The sequence below is a fragment of the Streptomyces sp. 7N604 genome, assembly GCF_052245475.1.
GTDB lineage: Bacteria > Actinomycetota > Actinomycetes > Streptomycetales > Streptomycetaceae > Streptomyces.
In genome coordinates this window covers 38,819-59,682 of the sequence record NZ_JBQQBX010000042.1, presented here as the reverse complement: position 1 = coordinate 59,682, position 20,864 = coordinate 38,819, and the positions used below count along the sequence as shown (strand labels likewise).

Annotated in this window: 18 protein-coding genes; 6 read left to right on the top strand and 12 right to left on the bottom strand. The window is 72.8% G+C overall.

Annotated features, from left to right (window positions below):
- The first annotated feature begins 75 nt into the window (after positions 1 to 75).
- A complete protein-coding gene (locus tag ACTWP8_RS33815; protein WP_443325906.1) occupies positions 76 to 2,055 on the top strand; it encodes a sulfatase in 1,980 nt (659 codons plus the stop codon).
- 25 nt (positions 2,056 to 2,080) lie between these two features.
- On the opposite strand, the gene ACTWP8_RS33810 is transcribed toward ACTWP8_RS33815, so the two are convergent.
- The 8 genes from ACTWP8_RS33810 to pqqA all read right to left on the bottom strand — a co-directional run bounded on the left by ACTWP8_RS33810 (position 2,081) and on the right by pqqA (position 9,949).
- Positions 2,081 to 4,378, bottom strand: coding sequence for a tetratricopeptide repeat protein (locus ACTWP8_RS33810; protein ID WP_443325905.1), 2,298 nt, complete (start codon positions 4,376 to 4,378; stop codon positions 2,081 to 2,083).
- Entirely contained in the window at positions 4,360 to 5,286 is a 927-nt protein-coding gene (locus tag ACTWP8_RS33805; RefSeq protein ID WP_443325904.1) for an oxygenase MpaB family protein, read from the bottom strand. Before ACTWP8_RS33805 ends, ACTWP8_RS33810 begins: the two co-directional genes overlap by 19 nt.
- A gap of 82 nt (positions 5,287 to 5,368) precedes the next feature.
- Positions 5,369 to 6,580, bottom strand: a complete 1,212-nt coding sequence (locus ACTWP8_RS33800; protein ID WP_443325903.1) for an acyl-CoA dehydrogenase family protein — start codon at positions 6,578 to 6,580, stop codon at positions 5,369 to 5,371.
- Positions 6,581 to 6,690: 110 nt separating this feature from the next.
- On the bottom strand, positions 6,691 to 7,827 hold the full coding sequence (gene pqqE / locus ACTWP8_RS33795) for a pyrroloquinoline quinone biosynthesis protein PqqE (RefSeq protein ID WP_443325902.1): 1,137 nt from the start codon (positions 7,825 to 7,827) through the stop codon (positions 6,691 to 6,693).
- Positions 7,824 to 8,120 carry a pyrroloquinoline quinone biosynthesis peptide chaperone PqqD gene (gene pqqD, locus ACTWP8_RS33790; protein ID WP_443317559.1) on the bottom strand — a complete coding sequence of 99 codons (297 nt, stop codon included), beginning with the start codon at positions 8,118 to 8,120 and terminating at the stop codon, positions 7,824 to 7,826. Before pqqD ends, pqqE begins: the two co-directional genes overlap by 4 nt.
- Positions 8,117 to 8,833: a pyrroloquinoline-quinone synthase PqqC gene (gene pqqC, locus ACTWP8_RS33785; protein WP_443325909.1), complete on the bottom strand. Its 717-nt coding sequence runs from the start codon at positions 8,831 to 8,833 to the stop codon at positions 8,117 to 8,119. Before pqqC ends, pqqD begins: the two co-directional genes overlap by 4 nt.
- Before the next feature lie 26 nt (positions 8,834 to 8,859).
- Positions 8,860 to 9,792: a pyrroloquinoline quinone biosynthesis protein PqqB gene (pqqB, locus tag ACTWP8_RS33780; protein ID WP_443325901.1), complete on the bottom strand. Its 933-nt coding sequence runs from the start codon at positions 9,790 to 9,792 to the stop codon at positions 8,860 to 8,862.
- A 10-nt stretch (positions 9,793 to 9,802) separates the two neighbouring features.
- Positions 9,803 to 9,949 (bottom strand): pyrroloquinoline quinone precursor peptide PqqA, encoded by a 147-nt coding sequence (gene pqqA / locus ACTWP8_RS33775; RefSeq protein ID WP_443325900.1) that lies wholly within the window; start codon positions 9,947 to 9,949, stop codon positions 9,803 to 9,805.
- Positions 9,950 to 10,309: 360 nt separating this feature from the next.
- Here pqqA and ACTWP8_RS33770 point away from each other — a divergent pair, with 360 nt between their 5' ends.
- Positions 10,310 to 12,391 carry a PQQ-dependent sugar dehydrogenase gene (locus ACTWP8_RS33770; RefSeq protein ID WP_443325899.1) on the top strand — a complete coding sequence of 694 codons (2,082 nt, stop codon included), beginning with the start codon at positions 10,310 to 10,312 and terminating at the stop codon, positions 12,389 to 12,391.
- A gap of 111 nt (positions 12,392 to 12,502) precedes the next feature.
- Here the strand turns inward: ACTWP8_RS33770 and ACTWP8_RS33765 are convergent, their stop codons facing one another.
- The 3 genes from ACTWP8_RS33765 to ACTWP8_RS33755 all read right to left on the bottom strand — a co-directional run bounded on the left by ACTWP8_RS33765 (position 12,503) and on the right by ACTWP8_RS33755 (position 15,040).
- Positions 12,503 to 13,246, bottom strand: a complete 744-nt coding sequence (locus ACTWP8_RS33765; protein WP_443325898.1) for a polysaccharide deacetylase family protein — start codon at positions 13,244 to 13,246, stop codon at positions 12,503 to 12,505.
- Positions 13,240 to 14,109 (bottom strand): DMT family transporter, encoded by an 870-nt coding sequence (locus tag ACTWP8_RS33760; RefSeq protein ID WP_443325908.1) that lies wholly within the window; start codon positions 14,107 to 14,109, stop codon positions 13,240 to 13,242. Before ACTWP8_RS33760 ends, ACTWP8_RS33765 begins: the two co-directional genes overlap by 7 nt.
- Before the next feature lie 136 nt (positions 14,110 to 14,245).
- Positions 14,246 to 15,040 carry an SDR family NAD(P)-dependent oxidoreductase gene (locus ACTWP8_RS33755; RefSeq protein WP_443325897.1) on the bottom strand — a complete coding sequence of 265 codons (795 nt, stop codon included), beginning with the start codon at positions 15,038 to 15,040 and terminating at the stop codon, positions 14,246 to 14,248.
- Between the two features lie 212 nt (positions 15,041 to 15,252).
- Here ACTWP8_RS33755 and ACTWP8_RS33750 point away from each other — a divergent pair, with 212 nt between their 5' ends.
- Complete coding sequence (locus tag ACTWP8_RS33750; RefSeq protein ID WP_443325896.1) at positions 15,253 to 16,341, top strand: MGDG synthase family glycosyltransferase; 1,089 nt, start codon at positions 15,253 to 15,255, stop codon at positions 16,339 to 16,341.
- Between the two features lie 136 nt (positions 16,342 to 16,477).
- Here the strand turns inward: ACTWP8_RS33750 and ACTWP8_RS33745 are convergent, their stop codons facing one another.
- Complete coding sequence (locus tag ACTWP8_RS33745) at positions 16,478 to 17,284, bottom strand: uracil-DNA glycosylase (RefSeq protein WP_443325895.1); 807 nt, start codon at positions 17,282 to 17,284, stop codon at positions 16,478 to 16,480.
- Positions 17,285 to 17,598: 314 nt separating this feature from the next.
- Between ACTWP8_RS33745 and ACTWP8_RS33740 the strand changes: the two genes are divergently transcribed.
- The 3 genes from ACTWP8_RS33740 to ACTWP8_RS33730 all read left to right on the top strand — a co-directional run bounded on the left by ACTWP8_RS33740 (position 17,599) and on the right by ACTWP8_RS33730 (position 20,721).
- Entirely contained in the window at positions 17,599 to 18,000 is a 402-nt protein-coding gene (locus tag ACTWP8_RS33740) for a hypothetical protein (protein WP_443325894.1), read from the top strand.
- A gap of 109 nt (positions 18,001 to 18,109) precedes the next feature.
- The gene (locus ACTWP8_RS33735; RefSeq protein WP_443325893.1) at positions 18,110 to 18,703 is read left to right on the top strand and encodes a carbonic anhydrase; all 594 of its coding nucleotides are present in this window, start codon (positions 18,110 to 18,112) and stop codon (positions 18,701 to 18,703) included.
- Positions 18,704 to 19,266: 563 nt separating this feature from the next.
- Positions 19,267 to 20,721 (top strand): SulP family inorganic anion transporter, encoded by a 1,455-nt coding sequence (locus ACTWP8_RS33730; RefSeq protein WP_443325907.1) that lies wholly within the window; start codon positions 19,267 to 19,269, stop codon positions 20,719 to 20,721.
- The last annotated feature ends 143 nt before the right edge of the window (positions 20,722 to 20,864 follow it).

Here is a 20,864-nt window from a genome sequence, read left to right as displayed (position 1 = left end):
CCCCCCCCCCCCCCCCCCCCCCTCCCCCCCCCCCCCCCCCCGCCACCGTCGGCTTCGCACGGAAGGACCTGAGGGTTGTCGCTCTTCACGCGCTCTCTTCGGCTGCACACGGGCAAGGCACCCACGCAGGAGGGTGGCCCGGCGCCGGACGGCCCCCCGGAGCGCACACCGGGTGGCACCGCCACTGACAACCCGGACAAGGGCGAGACGAAGAACGAGTCCGACGCGCACAAGACCGAGGCGAGCGAGGCCGACACGGACAAGGCCGAGGCGAGCGAGGCCCAGGCGTGCGAGGCCGACACGGACAAGGCCGAAGCCAACGGAGCCGGGACCGGCGAAGCCCACACGAACGGGGACGGCCCGAACGAGGCCGTCGCAGGCGGCGGCTGGCGGGAGGAGCACCCCGCGGCGGTGCAGGCCATTGCCCAGGTGACCACAGTCTGCGCCGCCGCGCTGGTGCTCCTCGCCCTCCTGCTGCCGAACGACCTGGCGCGCCTCACGCCCGGCGCGTTCGTGCGCATCCCGGTGGAGGGGCTCCTCGGCGCGGCCCTGCTGCTCATGCTGGCGCCGAAGGCGCGGCGCGTGGTGGCGGTGGTCGTGGGGGCGGGCCTCGGCCTGCTGACCATCCTCAAGTTCCTCGACATGGGCTTCTACTCGGTCCTCGACCGGCCGTTCGACCTGGTACTCGACTGGATCCTCTTCGACGACGCCCAGGCGTTCCTCAGGGACTCCGTCGGCCCGGCCGGTGCGATCGGTGCCGTGATCGGGGCTGTGGTCCTCGCCCTCGCCCTGCTCGTCCTGACGGCGCTGGCTATCGTCCGGCTGAGCAGCCTGATGGTGCGGCACCGAGTGAGGGCGACCCGTATCACGCTCGTGCTCGGGACCGCCTGGATCACCTGCGCCGCGTTCGGCGTGCAGATCGCCGACGTGCGGATCGCCTCCCGGAGCAACATCCAGCTCATGGAGAACCGTGCGCACCAGGTCAGGGCGGGGCTGAGGGACGAGCGGGTGTTCGCGAAGGAGGCCGCCGCGGACGCCTTCGACGACACCCCGGCCGACCAGCTGCTGACCGGGCTGCGCGGCAAGGACGTCCTGATCACCTTCATCGAGAGCTACGGCCGCAGCGCGGTTGAGGACCCGGGGATGGCGCCGCAGGTCGACGCGGTGCTCGCGGACGGGACCGAACGGCTGCGCAAGGCCGGGTACTCGTCCCGCAGCGCCTGGCTCACCTCACCGGTGGCGGGCGCCGGCAGCTGGCTGGCCCACTCCACCTTCCTGTCAGGTCTGTGGATCAAGAACCAGCAGCGCTACCGCAACCTCACATCGACCGACCGCATGACCCTCACCAGCGCCTTCCGGCGGACCAAGGCCTGGCGGACGGTCGGCATCGTGCCGGGCGTCACGCGGGCCTGGCCCGAGGGGAAGTTCTTCGGGCTCGACCACATCTACGACTCCCGGCAACTCGGGTACAAGGGCCCGAAGTTCAGCTGGTCGCCCGTACCCGATCAGTTCAGCCTGTCGGCCTTCGAGCGCCTGGAGCACGGCGAGCCGGGCCGCAAGCCGATGATGGCGGAGATCATCCTCACGTCCAGCCATGGCCCCTGGGCGCCTCTTCCCAAGATGCTCGGCTGGGACGAGCTCGGTGACGGCACGGTCTACGACCCCATCGAAAAGGCGGGCAAGGACCCCAAAGAGGTGTGGCAGGACGTCCCCCAGCTGCGCACCGAGTACCGCCGCTCCATCGAGTACTCGCTGAACAACCTCATCTCCTACGTGGAGAAGTACGGCACCAAGGACACCGTGCTCGTCTTCCTCGGCGACCACCAGCCCTCCCCGAGGGTCACCGGCGAGGCCGCCGGCCGGGACGTTCCGGTCACGATCGTCGCCCACGACAAGGACGTGCTCGACCGCATCTCCGGCTGGGGCTGGGAGGACGGCCTGAAACCCGGCCGGAAGGCGCCGGTCTGGCGGATGGACACCTTCCGCGACCGCTTCCTCACCGCCTACGGCCCGCAGCCCCGCTCCGCCCCGTCCGCGTCCCCGTCGAAGCGGTGACCGCCGGGGGGAACACACCAGGGGGTTACGGACGCGTACCGCGCTGCTGGCGGCGGAGGGCGGCGACGCGGTGGTAGAGCTCGACCGCCTCGGCCGGGCGGCCGAGCTGCTCCAGGCAGTGGGCCTCATCGTTGCGGCTGGTCAGAGCGTCGGGGTGGTCCGCCCCGAGGATGTGCTCGCGCGCGTCCGCGACCTCCCGGTAGACGGCGAGCGCGTCGGACCAGCGCCCGAGCCGGCCGAGGCCGACGGCCACCTCGCGCCGACTGGCGAGCGTGTCGGGGTGGTCCGGGCCAAGGACGCTCTCGCGGATGGCGGATACCTCGCCGGCCTCGGCGAGCGCCTCCTCCCAGCGGCCGAGGCGTCCCAGGTTGACCCCGAGGCCGTGCCGGGCCCGCAGCGTCTCGGGGTCGGCAGGCCCCTGGGCGCGGGTACGGTCCTCCACCAACTCGCGGTACAGCGCCAGCGCTTCCGCGCTGCGCCCGAGTCGTCCCAGGCTGATCCCGACCTCGTAGCGGGCGGCGAGCGTGTCGGGGTGGTCGTGCCCCAGGGCCTGGCCGCGGGCCTCGGCGACCTCGCGGTACGCCTCGAGGGCCTCGTGCCAGCGGCCCAGCTGCCCGAGGGCGTGGGCGACCTCGCAGCGGGTCACGAGCGTGTCCGGGTGGTGCCCGCCGAGGACGCGGGCACGGTCGGCCGCCACCTCGCGCGCCATCTCGTACGAGTCCTCCAGCCGCCCGAGCCGCCCCAGGTTGAAGGCGACGTTGTGGCGACAGCGCAGGGTGTCCGGGTGGTCGGGGCCCATAGTCCGCTCGCGGGCGGCGAGCACGGCCGCGTACACCTCGTGGGCCTCGAAGTGGCGGCCGAGCCGCCCGAGCGCGTACGCGGTCTCCTGACGGGCGGTGAGCGTGTCGGCGTGGTCCGCCCCGAGCACCCGCTCGCGCCCCGCGGCGACTCTGCTGAACTCGCGGAGCGCGTCGGCCGGGCGGCCCAGACGGCTGAGGGTGAAGGCGACTTCATAGCGGCTGGCTAGCGTGTCGGGATGGTCGGGGCCGAGGGCGTGCTCGCGCTCGGCAGCGACCGAGCGGTGCACCTCTCCGGCCTCCTCCCAGCGGCCGAGCCGGCCGAGGCTGAGCCCCGCGCTGTGCCGGCCGGCGAGGGCGGCGAGGAGCCCGGGCGGCGGTACGGGCCGCTCCTGCCCTGAGGGCGGCGGCGCGGGCCGCCCGGTGTCGGCGCGGGCGGTCCACTCGCCGGTGAGCCCGGCGGACGGGTCCGGTGGGGTGGTTCCGGGAGCGCGGCCGGCGTGCGCCTTGGAGCCTGTGGTCATGCCACGCGCCCACGCGGGCAGCCGGGTCGGTCCCGGCCCCACGTACGGCAGCGCGGCGAGTCGCGCCCCGGAGTCGGCGCCACCCCAGGCGGCTTCACCCCAGGCTGCGACTCGGTCCCCGGCGACGCCAGGGCCTGCCGCGGCGCGCGCCGTGACGATCCGCTCGCCCAGTTCCGCGGCGTCGCCGGGGCGGTCCTCGGGGTCCTTGGCCAGCAGGTCGAGGACGATCCGCTCGAGGGATTCGGGGAGTTCGGGCCGGTGGGTGCGCAGCGGCTCGGGCGCGGTGTCGCGGTGGCCGACCAGCACCGCCCAGGCGTCGCCGTGATCGAACGGCGGGGCTCCGGTGGCCATCTCGTACAGCACGCACCCCAGCGAGTAGAGGTCGCTGCGGTGGTCGAGGGCGTCGCCCGCGATCTGCTCGGGCGACATGTAGGCCGGGGTACCCATGGCGACGCCGGTACCGGTCAGGCGCGCCGTGAAGCCGATGTCGTGGCCGAGCCGGGCGATGCCGAAGTCGCAGATCTTCACCGTGCCGTCGGGGAGCCGCATGATGTTCGCGGGCTTGAGGTCGCGGTGCACGATGCCCTGCCGGTGGGTGTAGGCGAGGGCGGCCGCGACCTGGTCGGCGATCTCCACGATGTCCGGTACGGGCAGTGGGTGCTGCTCGTTGTCCGCCAGCAGCTGACTGAGGTTGCGCCCGTCCAGCAGCTCCATCACCAGATAGAGCACCCCGTCGTGCTCGCCGAAGTCGTGCACGACGGTGACCCCGCGGTGCTGCAGGGCCGCGGCGACCCGCGCCTCCCGCCGGAACCGCTCGCGGCGCATCCGGCCGAAGGCCTGGTCGTGCTGCTGGTCGTGGTGCGGGCCCACCGGCTTGAGGCATTTGACGGCCACGCGCCGCCCGAGCGATTCGTCGAGCGCCCGCCACACCTCGCCCATGCCGCCGCGCCCGATCAGCTCGAGCAGCCGGTACCGGCCGTGGATCAGCCTGGTTTCCCCCATCGCGTACCGCCGCCCCCGTCGATTCGCCGCGCCCTCCCGGCTTCGTCCAGTATGGCGGCCGGTCCGCGCAGCTTGTAGGGCGAGGGGCGGGCCTCGGGGCCGAGCCGCGCCATGGCCTTGAGGATGTGTCCCGGCGGCAGTTTCCAGCGCAGCTCAGCGGGCACGGCGCGGAGGATGCTCCCGGTGGCCCGCAGCCGCCTGGTGACGGTCCCCGGTGCGGGCGCGGGACGGCCGTACAGGAGGTGGGCGTACGGCGGCAGGGCGGCGTACGCGAGTGCTGCGACGCGCCGCCAGAGCACCTCGCGCGCGGGGACGAGCAGCGGGTGGATGGGCGGGCGGCGGAGGAAGGCGTCGACCTCGTACGCCTCGGGGCCCGCGGCGAGTTCGGGCCGTACGCGCTCGAAGTAGGCGGCGAGCCCGGCCGTGTCCGCGGGGACCGCGGCAGGGTCGAGGCCGACGAGGCGGGCCGCCTCGCGCTGCTCGTCGACATAGGCGTCGGCCTGGCGGTCGGTGAGCGGGAACCCGGAGCGGTGCCCCACCTGGAGATACGAGTCGATCTCCGCGCAGTGGACCCACAGCAGCAGGTCCGGCTCGTCCACGCCGTAGCGCTCGCCGCTGTCCGGATCGGTCGCGGTGAGGTGCCGGTGGATGGCACGGACCCGGGCCCCGGCCTTCTCGGCGGCCTCGGTGGTGCCGTAGGTGATGGTGCCGACGAAGTTGGCGGTGCGCAGCAGCCGGCCCCAGGCGTCCTTTCTGAAGTCGGAGTTCTGGATGACGCCGCGGACGGCGCGCGGGTGCAGCGCCTGGAAGTACAGGGCGCGCACCCCCGCGATCCACATCACGGGGTCGCCGTGCATCTGCCAGGTGACCGAGTCCGGGCCGAAGAGCCCTTCATCGCCATCGCCCATGGCCGCCACCTCCCGATGACCAGGCTAAGACGTGCGTAGCGGGGTGCGCCCCGGCGGGCATCGCGGCCCGTGTCCGCTTCGGCTAGCGCCGGACTCTTGGCATGCCCAGGCCGATCCAGGAGATGATCTCCCGCTGGATCTCGTTGTTGCCGCCGCCGAAGGTGAAGATCACGGCGCTGCGGTAGCCGCGTTCCAGCTCGCCGTGGAGCACCGCGCCGGCGGAGCCCTCCTTCAGCGGGGCGGCCGCGCCGACGATCTCCATCAGCCAGGCGTACGCGTCCCGGCGGGCCTCGGAGCCGTAGACCTTGACGGCCGAGGCGTCCTGCGGGATGAGCGCGCCGCGCTGGAGGGCGTCCACCATCTGCCAGTTGAGCAGTTTCATGGCGTCGAGCCGGGCGTGCGTACGGGCGAGGCGGCCGCGGACCCAGCCGAGGTCGATGACGCGGCGGCCGTCGGCGAGCTTGGTGTCGGCGGCCCAGCGCTGGACGTTGTGCATCGCGCGGATCGCCATGGTGCCGTGCGCGGCGAGGGTGACGCGCTCGTGGTTGAGCTGGGTGGTGATGAGCCGCCAGCCCTTGTTCTCCTCTCCGACGCGGCGGCTGACGGGGACGCGGATGTTCTCGTAGTAGCTGGCGGTGGTGTCGTGCGAGGCGAGGGTGTTGATGCGGGTGCAGGAGTAGCCGGGGTCCGAGGTCGGGACGAGGAGGATGGAGATGCCCTTGTGGGGCGGCGCCTCGGGGTCGGTGCGGACGGCGAGCCAGACCCAGTCGGCCGTGTCGCCGTTGGTGGTCCAGATCTTCTGGCCGTTGACGACGTACGTGTCCCCGTCCCGTACGGCCCGGGTTTTGAGCGCGGCGAGGTCGGTGCCCGCGTGGGGCTCGCTGTAGCCGATGGCGAAGTCGATCTCGCCGGAGAGGATCTTCGGCAGGAAGTACGCCTTCTGCTCGTCGGTGCCGAACTGCATGATCGTCGGGCCCACGGTGTTGAGGGCCATCAGGGGCAGTGGTACGCCCGCCTGGGCGGCCTCGTCGAAGAAGATGAACTGCTCCATCGGGCTCATGCCGCGGCCCCCGTACTCGGTGGGCCAGCCGACGCCGAGCCTGCCGTCGGCCCCGAGGCGGCGGATGATCTTTCGGTAGAACCGCTTCTGGTCGCGGGGTTCGGCGATGGGGGTACCTCCCGTGCCCTTAAGGCTACGGGGGAGCGCGTAGGCGTTGTCGGGCACCAGCTCGGCGAAGTAGGCGCGCAGCTCGGCGCGCAACTGCTGCTGCTCGGGCGTGTATTCGAGGTGCACGGCCCCTCCTGGGAGTCTCGCTGTCCGTCGTTCGCGTCCCTGCGGCGCGCACAGACTAGAACGTGTTCCACTCATCTGGAAGAGAGAGTGCGACACCGCCTCAGGACCGCCTACTTCACGCCCCTCTCCGCCGGGACCGGCCGCGGCTTGCGGTAGACGTACGCGGGCGCTGCGGCCGGGGCGGCGTCCGCCGGAACCTCGTCCGCGTGGGCGTCGTCCGCCAGGGCGCGTACGAGGCCGTGGTCGGGGGACAGTGCGCACGCCGGGTCGGTGCGGGTGGCGTCGCCGGTGAGTGCGTACGCCTGGCAGCGGCAACCGCCGAAGTCGCTCTCGCGCCGGGCGCAGCTGCGGCACGGCTCGGCCATCCAGCCGGTGCCGCGGTAGCGGTTGAATCCCGGGGAGTGGTTCCAGATCCAGTCGAGCGGGTGGTCGCGGATGTTCGGCGGGTCCAGGTCCGGCAGGGCGGCGGCCGCGGGGCACGGCAGGACGGTTCCGTCCGGGGCGACGGTCAGCGAGACCGCCCCCCAGCCGCCCATACAGGGCTTCGCGACACCGTCGAAGTAGTCGGGCACCACCCACACCAGGTCGGTCCGGCCGACGAGTTGCCGCCGGCGGCGCCCGACGGTGTCGCGGGCGCGGGCGAGCTGGTCGCGGGTGGGGAGCAAGGCGGTCCTGTTGCGCAGGGCCCAGCCGTGGAACTGGGTGTTGGCGAGCTCGATCCGGTCGGCGCCCCAGGCCACGCCCAGGTCGACGATGGCGTCGATTGCCTCGAGGTTGTCGCGGTGCAGGACGACGTTGAGGCCCAGCGGCAGGCCCGCGTCCCGTACGAGCGCGGCAGCCCGCTCCTTGGCGGCGAAGGAGGGGCTGCCGGCGATGCGGTCGGAGGCGGCCGGGTCGGCGTGCTGGACGGAGAGCTGGACGCTGCGCAGCCCGGCGGCCGCGAGGGCGGACAGTCTCGGTGCGCCGAGTCCGACGCCGCTGGTGACCAGCTGGGTGTAGATCCCGGCGGAGTCGGCCGCGGCGGTGATCGCCTCCAGGTCGGAGCGCAACAGCGGCTCACCGCCGGAGAGATGGGTGTGGACGACGCCGAACCGGGCGGCCTGCCGCATGACCTCCTCCCACTCGGCGGTGGCCAGCTCGCGCGACCTGCGGACCAGTTCGAGCGGATTGGAGCAGTACGGGCAGTGCAGCGGGCAGGCGTGGGTGAGTTCGGCGAGCAGGGCCCAGGGGCGCGGTGGGGCGGTCATCGCAGCCAGCCCTCCTCGCGTACGCGGTGGAGGAAGTCGGGGACCTCGGTGGCCACGGGCGCGCCGGGGTGGCGCGCCGCCAGGACCTCGACGATCTCACCGACCGCGCGCCGGCCGTCGCACAGCCGGATGACGCCGCCGGCCTGGGTGTTGAGGACGACGACCCGCTCCGGCAGCACCAGGAGGACGGCCCTGCGCACCGGGTCGTACCGGAACAGCACACCCGGCGCCAGGGCGGGCCGCCACTCGGCGCCCTCGGCCGCGCCCTCGACTGCGCCGTCGGCCGCGCTCACGGCTCGTCCTTGGAGTCGCCGTGGTCCACCGCGTCGAGCAGCGACCACAGCACCTCGCACTTGAAGGTGAGAGCCGCGACCGCCCGCTCCTGGTCGTCCTCCGTGCGCGCCCAGTCCAGGACCAGTTCCAGCGCCTCCCCGCTGTCCTGCCGTCCTTGCGTCTCGCGGTTGCGGAAGTAGGCGAGTCCTTCAGGAGCGATCCACCCGTAGTGGCGCTCGAAGGCACCGATGCGGGCGCGCATGATGTCCGGGGCCGACAGCTCGGTGAGCGAGGCGGCCACGGCCTCCAGCGGGGAGTGCAGGCGGCAGAAGTTGACGTAGCCGTCCACGGCGAGCCGCACGCCGGGCAGGACGCCCTCCCCCGACAGGAGCCGGGCCCGGTCGATTCCGGCGGCCTCGCCGAGCCGCAGCCACCGCTCGATGCCGCCCTCCCCCGCGGCCCGCCCGTCGTGGTCCTCGATCCGCCGCAGCCACATGCGGCGCAGCTCCGGAGTCCCGAACTTGGCCGTGATCAGGGCGTCCTTGACGGGGATATGGCGCTGGTAGTGGAAGCGGTTGAGAATCCAGCGCCGCAGCTCGTCCGGGGTCAGGTCTCCTTGGTGCATACGGACGTTGAAGGGGTGCCGGTCGTGGTAGCGCTCCCGTGCGACAGCCCGCAGCCGGTCCTCGAATGCGGCTGACGCGGGGGATGCGGTCCGTGCGGTGGATGCGATTGATGTCGCTGATTCCGTTGGCGTGCTCACAGCTCGATGACCATTCCGTCAGCGGCGACCTCGATGCCCCGCTCGGCCAGCAGCTCGTACTGCGGGGCGCCCGGGTCGACCAGGGGGTTGGTGTTGTTGAGATGGGTGTAGAGGCAGCGGGCGGCGAGCGGGGCCAGGCGCTCCGCAGTGCCGCCGGGCCCGTCGATCGGGAGGTGCCCCATGCCGGTCGCGGTGCGCTGGGAGACACCGGTGCGCCGGGGCTCCTCGTCGTCCCAGAACGTGCCGTCGAGGATCACGCAGTCGGCGTCGGTGACGGCCTTCTGGAGAGCATCGGGCCAGGAGGCGAGCGCCGGGGCGTAGATGGCGGTGGCACCGGTGGCGCGGTCGGTGAGGCGCAGCGCCACGACCCAGGTCCGGTCGTCCGGACCGGTCATGTCCGTCGTGTACCGGGGGCGCTTGGCGGAGACGGGGACGGCGCTGATCTCGATCGCGGAGTCCGCGGCGAGCGGCTCGGGCAGCTTGTGGGGCCCAGGTGGTGACTCATGCCGCTCGTGCGGCAACTCCCGCCAGTTGAGGGAGGTGTACGGACCGAGGACCGCGCCCAGGTGGAGACCGGTGAGCAGGGCCTCGCGTACGGCACCCGTGGCGAGCACCTCCAGGCCACGGGCCTCGCGGAGGCGCGCGATGCCCAGCGTGTGGTCGAGCTCCGCGTCGGTCAGCACCAGGCCCGCCAGCGGGGTGCGCCGCGCGCCGGGCCCGGGGCGGAGCGAGGGGGTGTCCTCGATCTGATCGCCGATGTCGGGGGTGGCGTTGACGACGTACCAGCGGCTGTCCGAGGCCCGTACGGCGAGCGAGGCGTGGCGGCGGCGCCACCGCGGATGGGCGCGTGCCCCGGTGCAGCCGGGGCACGCGCAGTTCCACTGGGGTACGCCGCCGCCCGCCGCGGTGCCGAGCACCTGCAGCAGCATGGCGGCGGGACTAACGGTCGCTCAGGAAGTACGCGGTGACCTCGAGTCCGGTCTCGACCACCTCGTAGTCGGGGGTCTGCCAGGCCGCCGCGGCCTCCTCACAGCCGGGTCCCGCGTGCTGCGCCTGCTCCACGGCCTGCTGTACGGATTCGGTCATGGGCCATACCTGCCTTTCCTGGTGGGGGGTTTCCCGTTGCGGGAACTGTGCCGGGAGGCGTCTCGGGGGCCATGAGGGTTATCAGGGGTCATAAGGATCACTCCCCGCCCGGCGTGCTCTTGATGCAGGAGCTGTCACAGCGGCGGGAGTTCATCTGTTCAGGTCGACATCGGTCGCAGAATCGCGGACCTGGCGAGCCTCGGTCAATGGTGTGGACTAAGTTATTGACGAGTTAGGAAGGTTTCCTTACATTCACCGGCACGCACAACCCGGGCTCCACAACGCCGTGCTCCACAACCCCCTGCCCCACAACCCCACTTGGGCCCGCCATACCCAGGCTGTTCCTAGGAGGACCGCCCCATGGCAACAACCCCCCACACCTCCGGAAAGCGCACCTCCAGAAGACTCTCGCCGCACGCCCTCACCGCCGCCGCGGCCGCGACCGCCCTCGCCGCAGGGCTGCTCGTCGCGGTGGCCGGGACGGGGAACGCGGCGCCCGTGCTGCTCAGCCAGGGCAAGCCGGCGACCGCCTCCTCCGAGGGCGGCGCCGGTTACGCCACGAAGTTCGCCGTCGACGGCGACACCGCCACCCGCTGGGCGAGCGTACGCAATGCCGACCCGCAGTGGATCAAGGTCGACCTCGGCGAGACGGCCACCGTCAGCCGGGTCAAGCTCGTCTGGGACCAGTCCTGCGCCTCGTCGTACAAGGTCGAGTTCTCGACCGACAACTCCACCTGGAAGACGGCCCATTCGACGACGGCGGGCGACGGCGGCACCGACGAGATCAACGTCTCGGGCACCGCCCGCTACGTCCGGGCGACCGGGTCCGTGCGCTGCCGACCCACCATGGGCTACTCCTTGCAGGAGTTCCAGGTCTTCGGCACCCGCGGCAGCGACAGCCAGGCACCCTCCACCCCGCAGAACCTGCGCTCCACCGGTTCCACCGCGACCAGCGTCGAGCTGGCCTGGGAGGCGGCCGAGGACAACGTGGGCGTCGCGGCGTACGACATCTATCACGACGGCAACAAGGTCGCCGAGGCGGCGGGCAGCGCCACGGCCAAGAAGGTCACCGGACTTAAGCCCGGCACCGACTACCGCTTCACGGTCTTCGCGCGCGACGCGGCGGGCAATGTCTCCCAGGCCAGCAACGCGGTGCCGGTCACCACCCCGCCGAGTTCCGACACCACCAAGCCGTCCACGCCGTCCGGCCTGACCGTCACCGGCACCACGGCCGACAGCGCCTCGCTGAAGTGGACCGCCGCGACGGATGACGAGGCCGTGGCGGGCTACGACGTCTACAGCGGCTCGACCGTCGTCGCCCCCGACGTCGCGGGCACGACGGCGAAGGTGACCGGCCTCGCGGCCGACACGACGTACAGGTTCACCGTCCGGGCCAAGGACACCTCGGGCAACGTCTCGGACCCGAGCAACGAGGTCAGCGCGAAGACGAAGCCGGCCGGCGGAGGTGACTCGGTTCCCTCCGGCATCAAGACGATCTCGTCCGGCTGGTCGATCCCCTGGGGACTGAGCTGGCTCCCGGACGGCTCGGCGCTCTTCACCGAGCGGGATACGTATCTGGTGTACAAGCTCACCCAGGCGGGCCAGAAGACCGAGGTCGGCAAGGTGCCCAACGTGGTGACCACCGGGGGTGAGGGCGGGCTGCTCGGCGTCGCCGTGTCGCCGGACTGGAACAGCGACCACCACATCTATCTGATGCACTCGGCCTCGGGCGACAACCGCATCGTGCGGATGACGTACGACGGCTCCTCGCTCAGCGACTACACGGTGCTGGTCACCGGCATCAAGAAGAACAAGTACCACAACGGCGGCCGGATCAAGTTCGGCCCCGACGGCTACCTCTACGCCACCACGGGCGACGGCCAGACCCCGGACCTCGCGCAGGACAAGAACTCCCTCAACGGCAAGATCCTGCGGATGACCAAGGACGGAAAGCCCGCGCCGGGCAACCCGTTCGGCACGCTCGTCTACTCCCTCGGCCACCGCAACCCGCAGGGCATCACCTGGGACCCGGAAGGCAGGCTCTGGGAAGCCGAGTTCGGCAACAGCAAGTACGACGAGCTCAATCTGATCGAGTCCGGCAAGAACTACGGCTGGCCGGTCTGCGAGGGCAGCTGCGACAACTCCGGCATGACCAACCCCAAGCGGCAGTGGGCCGTGAGCGAGGCCTCGCCGAGCGCCATCGCCTACGCAGACGGCGCCATCTACATGGCGGCGCTGCGCGGTGAGCGGCTGTGGCGGATACCGGTCGACGGCTCCAACGCGGGCACCCCGGCCGCGTACTACGTCAACCAGTACGGGCGGCTGCGGACGGTGGAGAAGGTCCCGGGCAAGAACGCCCTGTGGCTGTCCACGACCAACGCCGACAACAACGGAGGGGAACCGGACGGTGCGGACAAGGTGTTCCAGGTCGAGCTGAAGTAGCGCACGGCCTGTCCGGTGGGGGCGCGCTCTCGCCGAGCGCGCCCCTGCGGGCCCTTGCGGGCCTGCCCCGCCCCAGGCGGACCTCTCGTCCGGGAGTGACGGCCCGCGGCACTACCGCATCCGGCGCGCCTGGAGCCCGTGCTCGGCGAGCGGCCCGACCTCCAGGCCGCGCTCCCGGCAGACCGTGACCAGGCCGGGCAGGGCGCCCAGCGCTGCCCGCCACGCGTCCGGGGCGCTCGTACGGTCGGAGTCGTGCAGCAGGACGGTCGCTCCGCCGCGCAGCGACCGCGTCATCTCGGACAGCACACCGGCCGGATTCGCCTCCGCCGTCCAGTCGTGGCCCCAGACCGACCAGAGCACCGGCTGCAGCCCGGCCCGCCGGGCGGCGGCCCAGCGCCCTCCGGTGAGGACGCCGTACGCCGGCCGGTACCACAGCGGCCGCACGCCGCCGATGCGCAGCACGGCGTCCGCGGCGCGCGACACGTCGCGGAGATCGCGCCGGGGCCTCGGGTACCACGGCCACTCGTGCCGCCAGCCGTGGACGGCCAGTTCATGGCCCTCGGCGACGATCCGGCGGCCGAGCCCCGCGTACCGCTCGAGTTCCGCGCCGAGGACGAAGAACGTGGCTCGCACGGAGAGCCGGTCCAGTTCCCGCAGGAAGTGCGGTGTGCTCCGCGGGTCGGGCCCGTCGTCGAAGGTGAGGGCCACATGGCGCGGGTCCCCCCGACCGTCGAGGGCGGGGCTCATCGCCCGGCGCAGGGCCGGGAGCCAGGTGGCCGCGGGTCCGAAGTGCCAGCCGGCGGTGGCCAGTGCCGCGACGGCTGTCACCGTGGCGGTGGTACGCGCTGTCACCACATCTGCTCCCCGTTCTTCCCCGAGACCACCGGTGACCTGGCCAGTTGCACACTGCCCAGCACCAGCACGGCGAGTGCCACCGCCTCCGGCAGTATCCGCAGTCCCAGGGTGATGTGCTCGTCGAAGAGCACACCGCCGAGGATCACGCTGAGGAGCGCGTCGCCCAGGGTGAGCGCGGGCTGCGAGGCCACGAGCGTGCCCGCGTGCAGGGTCACCTGGAGCAGGAAGAAGCTGGCGAGCCCGACGACCGCGACCGCATACGTCTGCCACGCCGTCAGGAAGTCCCCCACCCCCTCGGCCAGCCGCCCGATGGCGTCCTTCATCAGCGCCGCGGTGCAGGAGAAGCCGATGGCCGTCGCCGTACCGAGCACCGCGGCCTTCGGCGCGGACGGCAGCCGGAGACCCACGGCGATCAGCACGGCCACCACGACCAGCACCGACAGGGCCACCGGCAGCCACCTGCCGTCCGGCACGGTCGAGCTGCCCTCCGCAGGCTCGGCCAGGCGCAGGAAGGCGGCGAGTCCCGCGGCCATGGCGAGGAAGGCCCACCGGGTGCGGGCATCCGGCCGGTGGTGGAAGACCATGCTGCCCACCACCAGCGTGAACAGCAGTTCCGTGGTCATCACGGGCTGCACCACGGCCAGTGGCCCGGTGGCGAGGGCGCCGGCCTGGCAGATCCCCGACAGGACGAGCGTGCCCGCCCCCCAGAGCCAGACCGGGTGGCGGAGGAGGGGCAGCAGCCAGCCGAGCCGCCGGGCCGCGGCCGCGGGCTGCTCCTCGGCAGCGGCACGGCGCTGCAGCACGGACGCGGCCGCGTTGGCGAGCGCGCCGAGCAGCGCCAGGGCGACCGAGAGGGCCGTCAGCACTCGACGCCCACCTCGCTCGCCTCCGGGCGCTTGCTGTGTTCGATCAGCGGCTTCCGGCCGCGGACGGCGCGCCCTTTGGCTCGCTCGGTCGTCCTCGTCCCGTCCATGGCTTCTCCGGACCTCGCCGCGCGCCTCAGCCGAAGCGCTTGGCGAGCGCGCGGAAGACGCCGGGTGCGGCACCGTGCACGCGCGCGGGCAGGCCGAGCCAGGGCGGCACGAACGCCTCCTCCCGCCCGGTGACGAGGGCCTGCCACACGGCGTCCGCCACCCGCGCCGGGGGCACGGGCCGCGGCCTGCTGCGGTGGTACGGCACCCCCCGGCGGCTGAAGAAGGGGGTGTCCACGGCGCCGGGCATGACCATCGACACCCGTACGCCCGTAAGACCGAGCTCGTGGAGCTCATAGCGCAGACTGTCCGCGAAGGCCATGAGTCCCCCTTTCGTGGCGGCGTACACCGCCTCGTCGCGCACCCCCACACACCCCGCCATGGAGCCGATCATCACCACGCGCCCCGCTCCCCGGCTGACCATCCCGGGCAGGAAGAGCCGTACCAGGTGGACCACGGCGGACAGGTTGACCGACAGGACCCGGTCGATGGCCTCCCGCGGCATCCCGGTGAACGGTCCGGCCCAGCCGATCCCCGCGGCCGCGACCAGCGCGTCGACCCGGCCACCGCGCTCCAGAGCCTCTTCCGCGAGCCGCTCGCGGCCGCCGCTGTCGGTGACGTCGGCGGGCAGCGGGGTGCCGTCCGTCAGCTTGGCCACCCCGGCGAGCCGCTCCTCGTCGCGCCCGTTGAGCAGCAGCTGCCAGCCGCCCTCGGAGGCCAGCCGCTCGGCGACCGCCGCCCCGATCCCTGAGGACGCACCCGTGATGAGCGCTACGGGTCGCTCAGCGCCGGACGCGGCACGGCGCCGGGGCCTGTGGGGCATCGTGGGTCCTCCGGGTCTTCAGAAGCTGCGCTTCCAGCATCCTGGCTACCCGGCTGGGCCGCCTCCTCACAGCCCACGGTCCGATCCACCCGAACAGCTCGATTCAGGCCGCCGCCCGTGCGGCATTCAGCCCTTCGGCACGACCCTCGGCCCCGGCCTCACCCAGGCCGCGGCCCCAGCCCGGTCCCGACCGACCTCGACCCTGGAGTCTCATGGAGCGGCGTTTCGTGGTGCTCAGCGCGAGCATGGGCGCGGGCCACGACGCGGTGGCCGGCGAACTCGCGCGCCGATTGCGGGCCCGGGGCCACGACGTCCTGGTACGGGACGTGCTCGCGCTGCTGCCGCCGGGCGCCGGGGCGGCCCTGCGCTCCTTCTACCGCGCCTCGGTGCGCTATGCCCCGCAGCTGTACGCGGGGATCTACGCGGCCTTCCTGTCGCCCGGCGAAGGGCCTCGGCCCGGCACCTCCCCCCTGGCCGCGCTGGCCGAGCGCCGGCTGACGGACCTGGTGGAGCGCCGGCGTGCCGACGCCGTGGTGTCCACCTTCCACCTGGCGGCGCAGATCACCGGTCGGATGCGTGAACGGAAGGTCCTGGAGATCCCCAGCGCCGTGGTCGTCATCGACTTCGCCGTGCACCGGGGTTGGCTGCATCCCGGCAACGACCTGCACCTCTGCGTCACCGAGGCCGCGGCCGAGGCCGCGCGCCGGGGGACCGGCCGCCCCGCCGCCGCGCCAGGTCCCGTGGTGCCCCCGGAGTTCCTCGCGGCCGCCGGCGCCCCGGACCCGCGGTGGCGCGCCACGCTCGCCCGCCATGCGCCGGACCGTCCCGCGGTCCTGCTCTCCGCGGGCGCGTGGGGAGTCGGCTCGGGGCTGAAGTCCACGGCGCAGGCGCTGTCCCACCACGGCTGTCTGCCCGTGCTGCTGTGCGGCCGGGACGAGCGGCTGCGGCAACGGGCGGCCCGGCTGCCGGGTGTGCTGGCGCTGGGCTGGGTGGGCGACCTGGCGGGTCTGATGTCGGCAGCCCGGGTCCTGGTCGACAACGCGGCGGGCCAGACCGCGGTGCAGGCGCTCGCCGCGGAACTCCCCGTGATCGGTTACCGCCCCATCCCCGGCCACGGCGCGGAGGGGGTACGGGAGATGGCGGCGGCCGGCCTCTCCGCGTACGCCGAATCGCCGGGCGAGCTGCTCGCCACCGTAGGACGGCTGGCCCCGGACGGCCCTCAGCGCAGCCGGCGCATCGCCGAGGGAAGGGCGGCCTTCAGAGCGGACGCCGCCCAGCTCATCAGCGATCTGGCCGGATGACCGGGATCGTCAGCGTCGCTGACGACGTCCGGCAACGGCTCCGAGCGGGACCCCCGGGAGTGACGGCCACCGGGGGCGAGGCCGGCCGGATGGAGACGGGTCAGGCGTAAGCGCATGGCGTGAACCGCCGGGGTGTTCAGGCGCCGCTCCCGGACGGCTCGAGTCCGGCCAGTGCCGCACCTTCCGCCAGCGCCTCGCGGAGCATGGCGGGCGTGAGCCTGCCCGTGAAGGTGTTCTGCTGGCTGACGTGGTAGCAGCCGAGGAGGTGCAGCGTGGACCCGCCGCCCGCGTCGGGGAGTTCGATGTGCACGCCGTGGCCGAACCGCGGGCGCGGGCGCGGCACCTGCCACCCGGCCTCCTCGAGCACCGGCAGCAGCGCCTGCCAGCCGAACGCGCCGAGCACCACGACCGCCCGAAGGGTCGGCCGCAGCAGCTCGAGCTCCCGGGCGAGCCACGGACGGCAGGTGAGCCGCTCCTGCGGCGTCGGCTTGTTGGCGGGCGGCGCGCAGTGCACCGGCGCGGTCACCCGTACCCCGTAGAGCTCGAGGCCGTCGCCGCGCGCCGTTGATTCCGGCTGCGACGCCAGCCCTACGGCGTGCAGCGCGGCGAAGAGGACATCGCCCGAGCGGTCTCCGGTGAAGATCCGGCCGGTGCGGTTGCCGCCGTGCGCCGCCGGGGCGAGCCCGACGACGGCGAGCGCGGCATCGGGCGGCCCGAACCCCGGCACCGGGCGCGCCCAGTAGTCCCACTCCTGGAACGCCCGCCGCTTGACCCGGGCGGTCTCCTCCCGCCACTCCACCAGGCGCGGGCAGGCCCGGCAGCGGATCAGCTCGTCGTCCAGGGCGGCGAGGTCCCTGGCCCGGGGCGCCGTGCGGGACGGGAAGTCCGGCGCATCGGGGCCCGGCACTCCCCCGGTCCCTCGCTTCCGCTGCTCGCCCTGCACGACGCCGCCTCCTCGCAGACCTGGCCGGATCCCTGCACCGGCTCCCTGCACCGGCTCCGTACGCCGCGCCGTTGAGCGCTCCGTACGGATCCGTGGTTCCTCTCCGATCATCGCGCGATCCGGCCCGCCTGTGGGACCCAAGGGCGCTGACGCCTCAGCAGGTGTGACCGGCGGTAGCGGCGCATGTGACAGGTGTCAAGTGGCGTGACGCTCACGAATGTTTAACGAATCGCTGATTTTTGAGCCTCTTGATGTCAGAGTTGCTCACGAGGATGCAGTTACTGACCGGTTGGGCCAAAGAGTTGGGAGGGGCCATGGCACTCCGCAGAGCGACCGCAGCGGACGTTCTCGCCATGCTGAGCACCCTTCTGCTCGCGGTCCTGATGTTCTGCCAGGCAACCGCAACTCCCGCGGAGGCCGGGGACATCCGCGCCGGCGGAGCCCCGAAGGAAGCCGACTCCTTAGCCGGCGGCCCGTCCTGGGACGACCCCCATCCCGCCGACGGGCCGCATCCGCATCCCAGCGCCACCCGGCCGTACAACCGGCCCATTGCGCTCCCGCCGCCCACCGGCGGCCGCACCCTCAGCGTCTTCACCAGCGACGGCGGCCCAGCCGCCCGCTCCATTCCCCGGCCCACGGCGCATGGCCCTCCCCACGGCCCACCAGGCCTCGGCCCCGCAGCACGCCCCGCCGTACTGCAGGTGTTCCGCCTCTGATCGGGCCAGTCGGCTCCCGCACGGCTTTCCCCCACCGCGTACCTGCGATCCGACCAGGACGACCACCCCCACTCGCGCCCTTCACCGGGCGCGCCGGAGGAACACCCCCATGCACATCCTTATGAAGAACGCCCGTGCCTTCCGGGACCGGGCCGCCGCGCAGGCCGACGAGTTCGGCCGCCTGGCGGAAGGCCAGTCCCCGGAAGCGCTGTTCATCACCTGCTCCGACTCGCGGGTGATCCCCTCGCTGATCACCGGAGCCCGCCCCGGCGAGCTCTTCGAACTCCGCACGGCGGGCAGCATCATCCCCGCTCACCGGCCGGACCGACCATCGAGCGAGGCGGCCACGATCGAGTACGCCGTCGAGGTCCTCGGCGTCGCGGACATCGTCGTCTGCGGCCACTCCCACTGCGGGGCCGTCGGCGCCATGGTGCGCCGCGAAGACCTCTCCGGCGTCCCCGCCGTCCGCGGCTGGCTGGAGAGCGCATCGCCTCCGCCGGTCTTCGTCGACCCCTCGGCGCCCGACATCGCCCCGGCCGTCCAGGACCACGTACTCCGGCAGCTCCGGCAGTTGCGCGACTATCCGTGCGTCGCGCGGGGGATGGCCGAGGGTCGGCTGCGCCTGCACGGCTGGTTCTACGAGATAGCCACCGGGTCCGTGCTCGCGCACCGGGCCGACGACGACGCCTTCCTTCCGCTATGAACGCGGAGACCACCCGCGTGAGCGGGATACCCGAGCAGGAGAGTCGCGGACCGGAAACCTACGCCCCCGGGACCTATGACCCAGGGACCTACGACACGGGGACCTACGACACGGGGGCCCAAGGCCACGCAACCCATGACACAGGGCCCCACGGCCACCCGGCCTACGACACAGGGCCCCACGGCCACCCGGCCTACGACACAGGAGCCCACGGCACCGCAACCTATGGCACAGGAACCCACCGCCGCCCGACCCACGACACAGGCCCCCACGGCCACCCGGCCTACGACACAGGAGCCCACGCCACCGCAACCTATGGCACAGGAACCCACCGCCGCCCGACCCACGACACAGGCCCCCACGGCCACCCGGCCTACGACACGGGAACCCACAGCCAGCCGACCTACGACACAGGAACCCACGGCACCGTAAGCCCCGAACCGGAAAGCCGCAGGCGCGAAAGCAGCGAGCCCGGGGGCGGGCCAGGGTCTCGGGGAGCAGGCAACCGCGGACGCCACCGGCGGGCGGCGCAGCAGCGCGGGGACCGCCCCTCCACCTCCACTCTGCGGACCGACATCACCGCGTCGGTCGTCGTCTTCCTCGTCGCCCTGCCGCTGTGCGTGGGCGTGGCCGTCGCGTCCGGAGTCCCGGCCGAACTCGGCCTGGTGACGGGCATCGTGGGCGGTATCGTCACCGGGATGCTCCCGGGGAGCAGCCTGCAGGTCAGCGGGCCCGCCGCGGGCCTGACCGTCCTCATACTCGAAGCGGTCACCGAGTTCGGGATCGGTGCCCTTGGCGTGTTCGTCCTGACGGCGGGCGTGCTCCAGCTGGTGATGGGCGCGCTGCGTCTCGGCCGCTGGTTCCGCGCCATCTCCATCGCCGTCGTGGAAGGCATGCTCGGTGGCATCGGTCTGGTGCTGATCGCCGGTCAGCTCTACGCGATGGCGGACGCGAAGGCGCCCGGCTCGGGGCCGGCCAACATCGCGGGCCTGCCGGGGATGTTCGCCAAGACGGCCGGTTCGCCGCCGGCGCTGACGGCCTTCGCGCTCGGCGCGGCCACGGTCGCGATCATGGCCTTCTGGAAGCACATGCCGGAGAAGGTCCGGGTGCTCCCCGCACCGCTCGCGGCCGTCGCGCTCACCACCGCCGCCGTGGGGCTGTTCCAGCTGCCGGTGAAGCGGGTGGAGGTGAAGGGGCTCCTGGGCGCGATCCAGCCACCGGGCGTCGGCGACCTCGAGGGGCTCATGGAGGCCGGAATCGTCGGGGCGGTCGGCACCGTCGTCGCGATCACCCTCATCGCGTCGGCGGAGAGCCTGTTCAGCGCCGCCGCGGTCGACCGGCTGCACAGCGGCCCCGGCACCGACTACGACAAGGAGCTGATGGCCCAGGGAGCGGGCAACACGGTGTGCGGTGCGCTCGGTGCGCTGCCGATGACCGCCGTCATCGTGCGCAGCGCGGCCAACGTCCAGGCGGGCGCCAAGACCAAGGTCTCGCGGGTGCTGCACGGCGTATGGCTGCTCCTCTTCGCGGCGCTGCTGCCCGCCGCGCTCGGCCTCATCCCGGTGGCCACGCTCGCCGGCATCCTCGTCTTCTCGGGCTGGAAGCTGATCCCGCTGGGCGAATTGAAGCCGCTGTGGCGCGAACACCGCGGCGAGGCGCTGATTCTGGTGGTGACGGCCATCGCCATCATCGCCACGAGCATGTTCGAAGGCGTGCTGGCGGGGCTGCTGCTCGCGGTCGCCAAGACCGCGTGGGACACCTCGCACATCCAGGTGCAGGTGGACGACAGCGGCGGCAAGGCCGCCCCCGTACGCGTGGCCATTTCGGGCAACGCGACCTTCCTTCGCCTGCCGCGGATCCTCGACACCCTGGAGGGCCTGCCGAAGGACCGTCAGATCGAGCTCGACCTGCTCGACCTGCGGCACTTGGACCACGCGTGCCATACGGCGCTGACGAACTGGGCGGACAAGCACAACAAGGAAGAGGGCGTCACGCGTGTGGTGATGTCAACGGTCTGACCGAAGACCACGGTTGTGTGGTCGCGGGCCCCCTCACTCCCCGGGCGGGAGCGAGGGGGCCCGCGTGTCCTGTGGCGCGCCATCACGGCCGCTGACAGGTCCGGAACCCGCTCGCAGCCGGTCCAGGGGCTCCGCCCCTGGCC

Coding starts and splice junctions, on each gene's coding strand:
- ACTWP8_RS33770 (WP_443325899.1), top strand. CDS start 10,310: ATGGCAACAACCCCCCACACCTCCGGAAAGCGCACCTCCAGAAGACTC.
- ACTWP8_RS33740 (WP_443325894.1), top strand. CDS start 17,599: ATGGCACTCCGCAGAGCGACCGCAGCGGACGTTCTCGCCATGCTGAGC.
- ACTWP8_RS33810 (WP_443325905.1), bottom strand. CDS start 4,378: ATGGGGGAAACCAGGCTGATCCACGGCCGGTACCGGCTGCTCGAGCTG.
- pqqE (WP_443325902.1), bottom strand. CDS start 7,827: ATGACCGCCCCACCGCGCCCCTGGGCCCTGCTCGCCGAACTCACCCAC.
- ACTWP8_RS33750 (WP_443325896.1), top strand. CDS start 15,253: ATGGAGCGGCGTTTCGTGGTGCTCAGCGCGAGCATGGGCGCGGGCCAC.
- pqqA (WP_443325900.1), bottom strand. CDS start 9,949: ATGACCGAATCCGTACAGCAGGCCGTGGAGCAGGCGCAGCACGCGGGA.
- ACTWP8_RS33735 (WP_443325893.1), top strand. CDS start 18,110: ATGCACATCCTTATGAAGAACGCCCGTGCCTTCCGGGACCGGGCCGCC.
- ACTWP8_RS33755 (WP_443325897.1), bottom strand. CDS start 15,040: ATGCCCCACAGGCCCCGGCGCCGTGCCGCGTCCGGCGCTGAGCGACCC.
- ACTWP8_RS33805 (WP_443325904.1), bottom strand. CDS start 5,286: ATGGGCGATGGCGATGAAGGGCTCTTCGGCCCGGACTCGGTCACCTGG.
- pqqB (WP_443325901.1), bottom strand. CDS start 9,792: ATGCTGCTGCAGGTGCTCGGCACCGCGGCGGGCGGCGGCGTACCCCAG.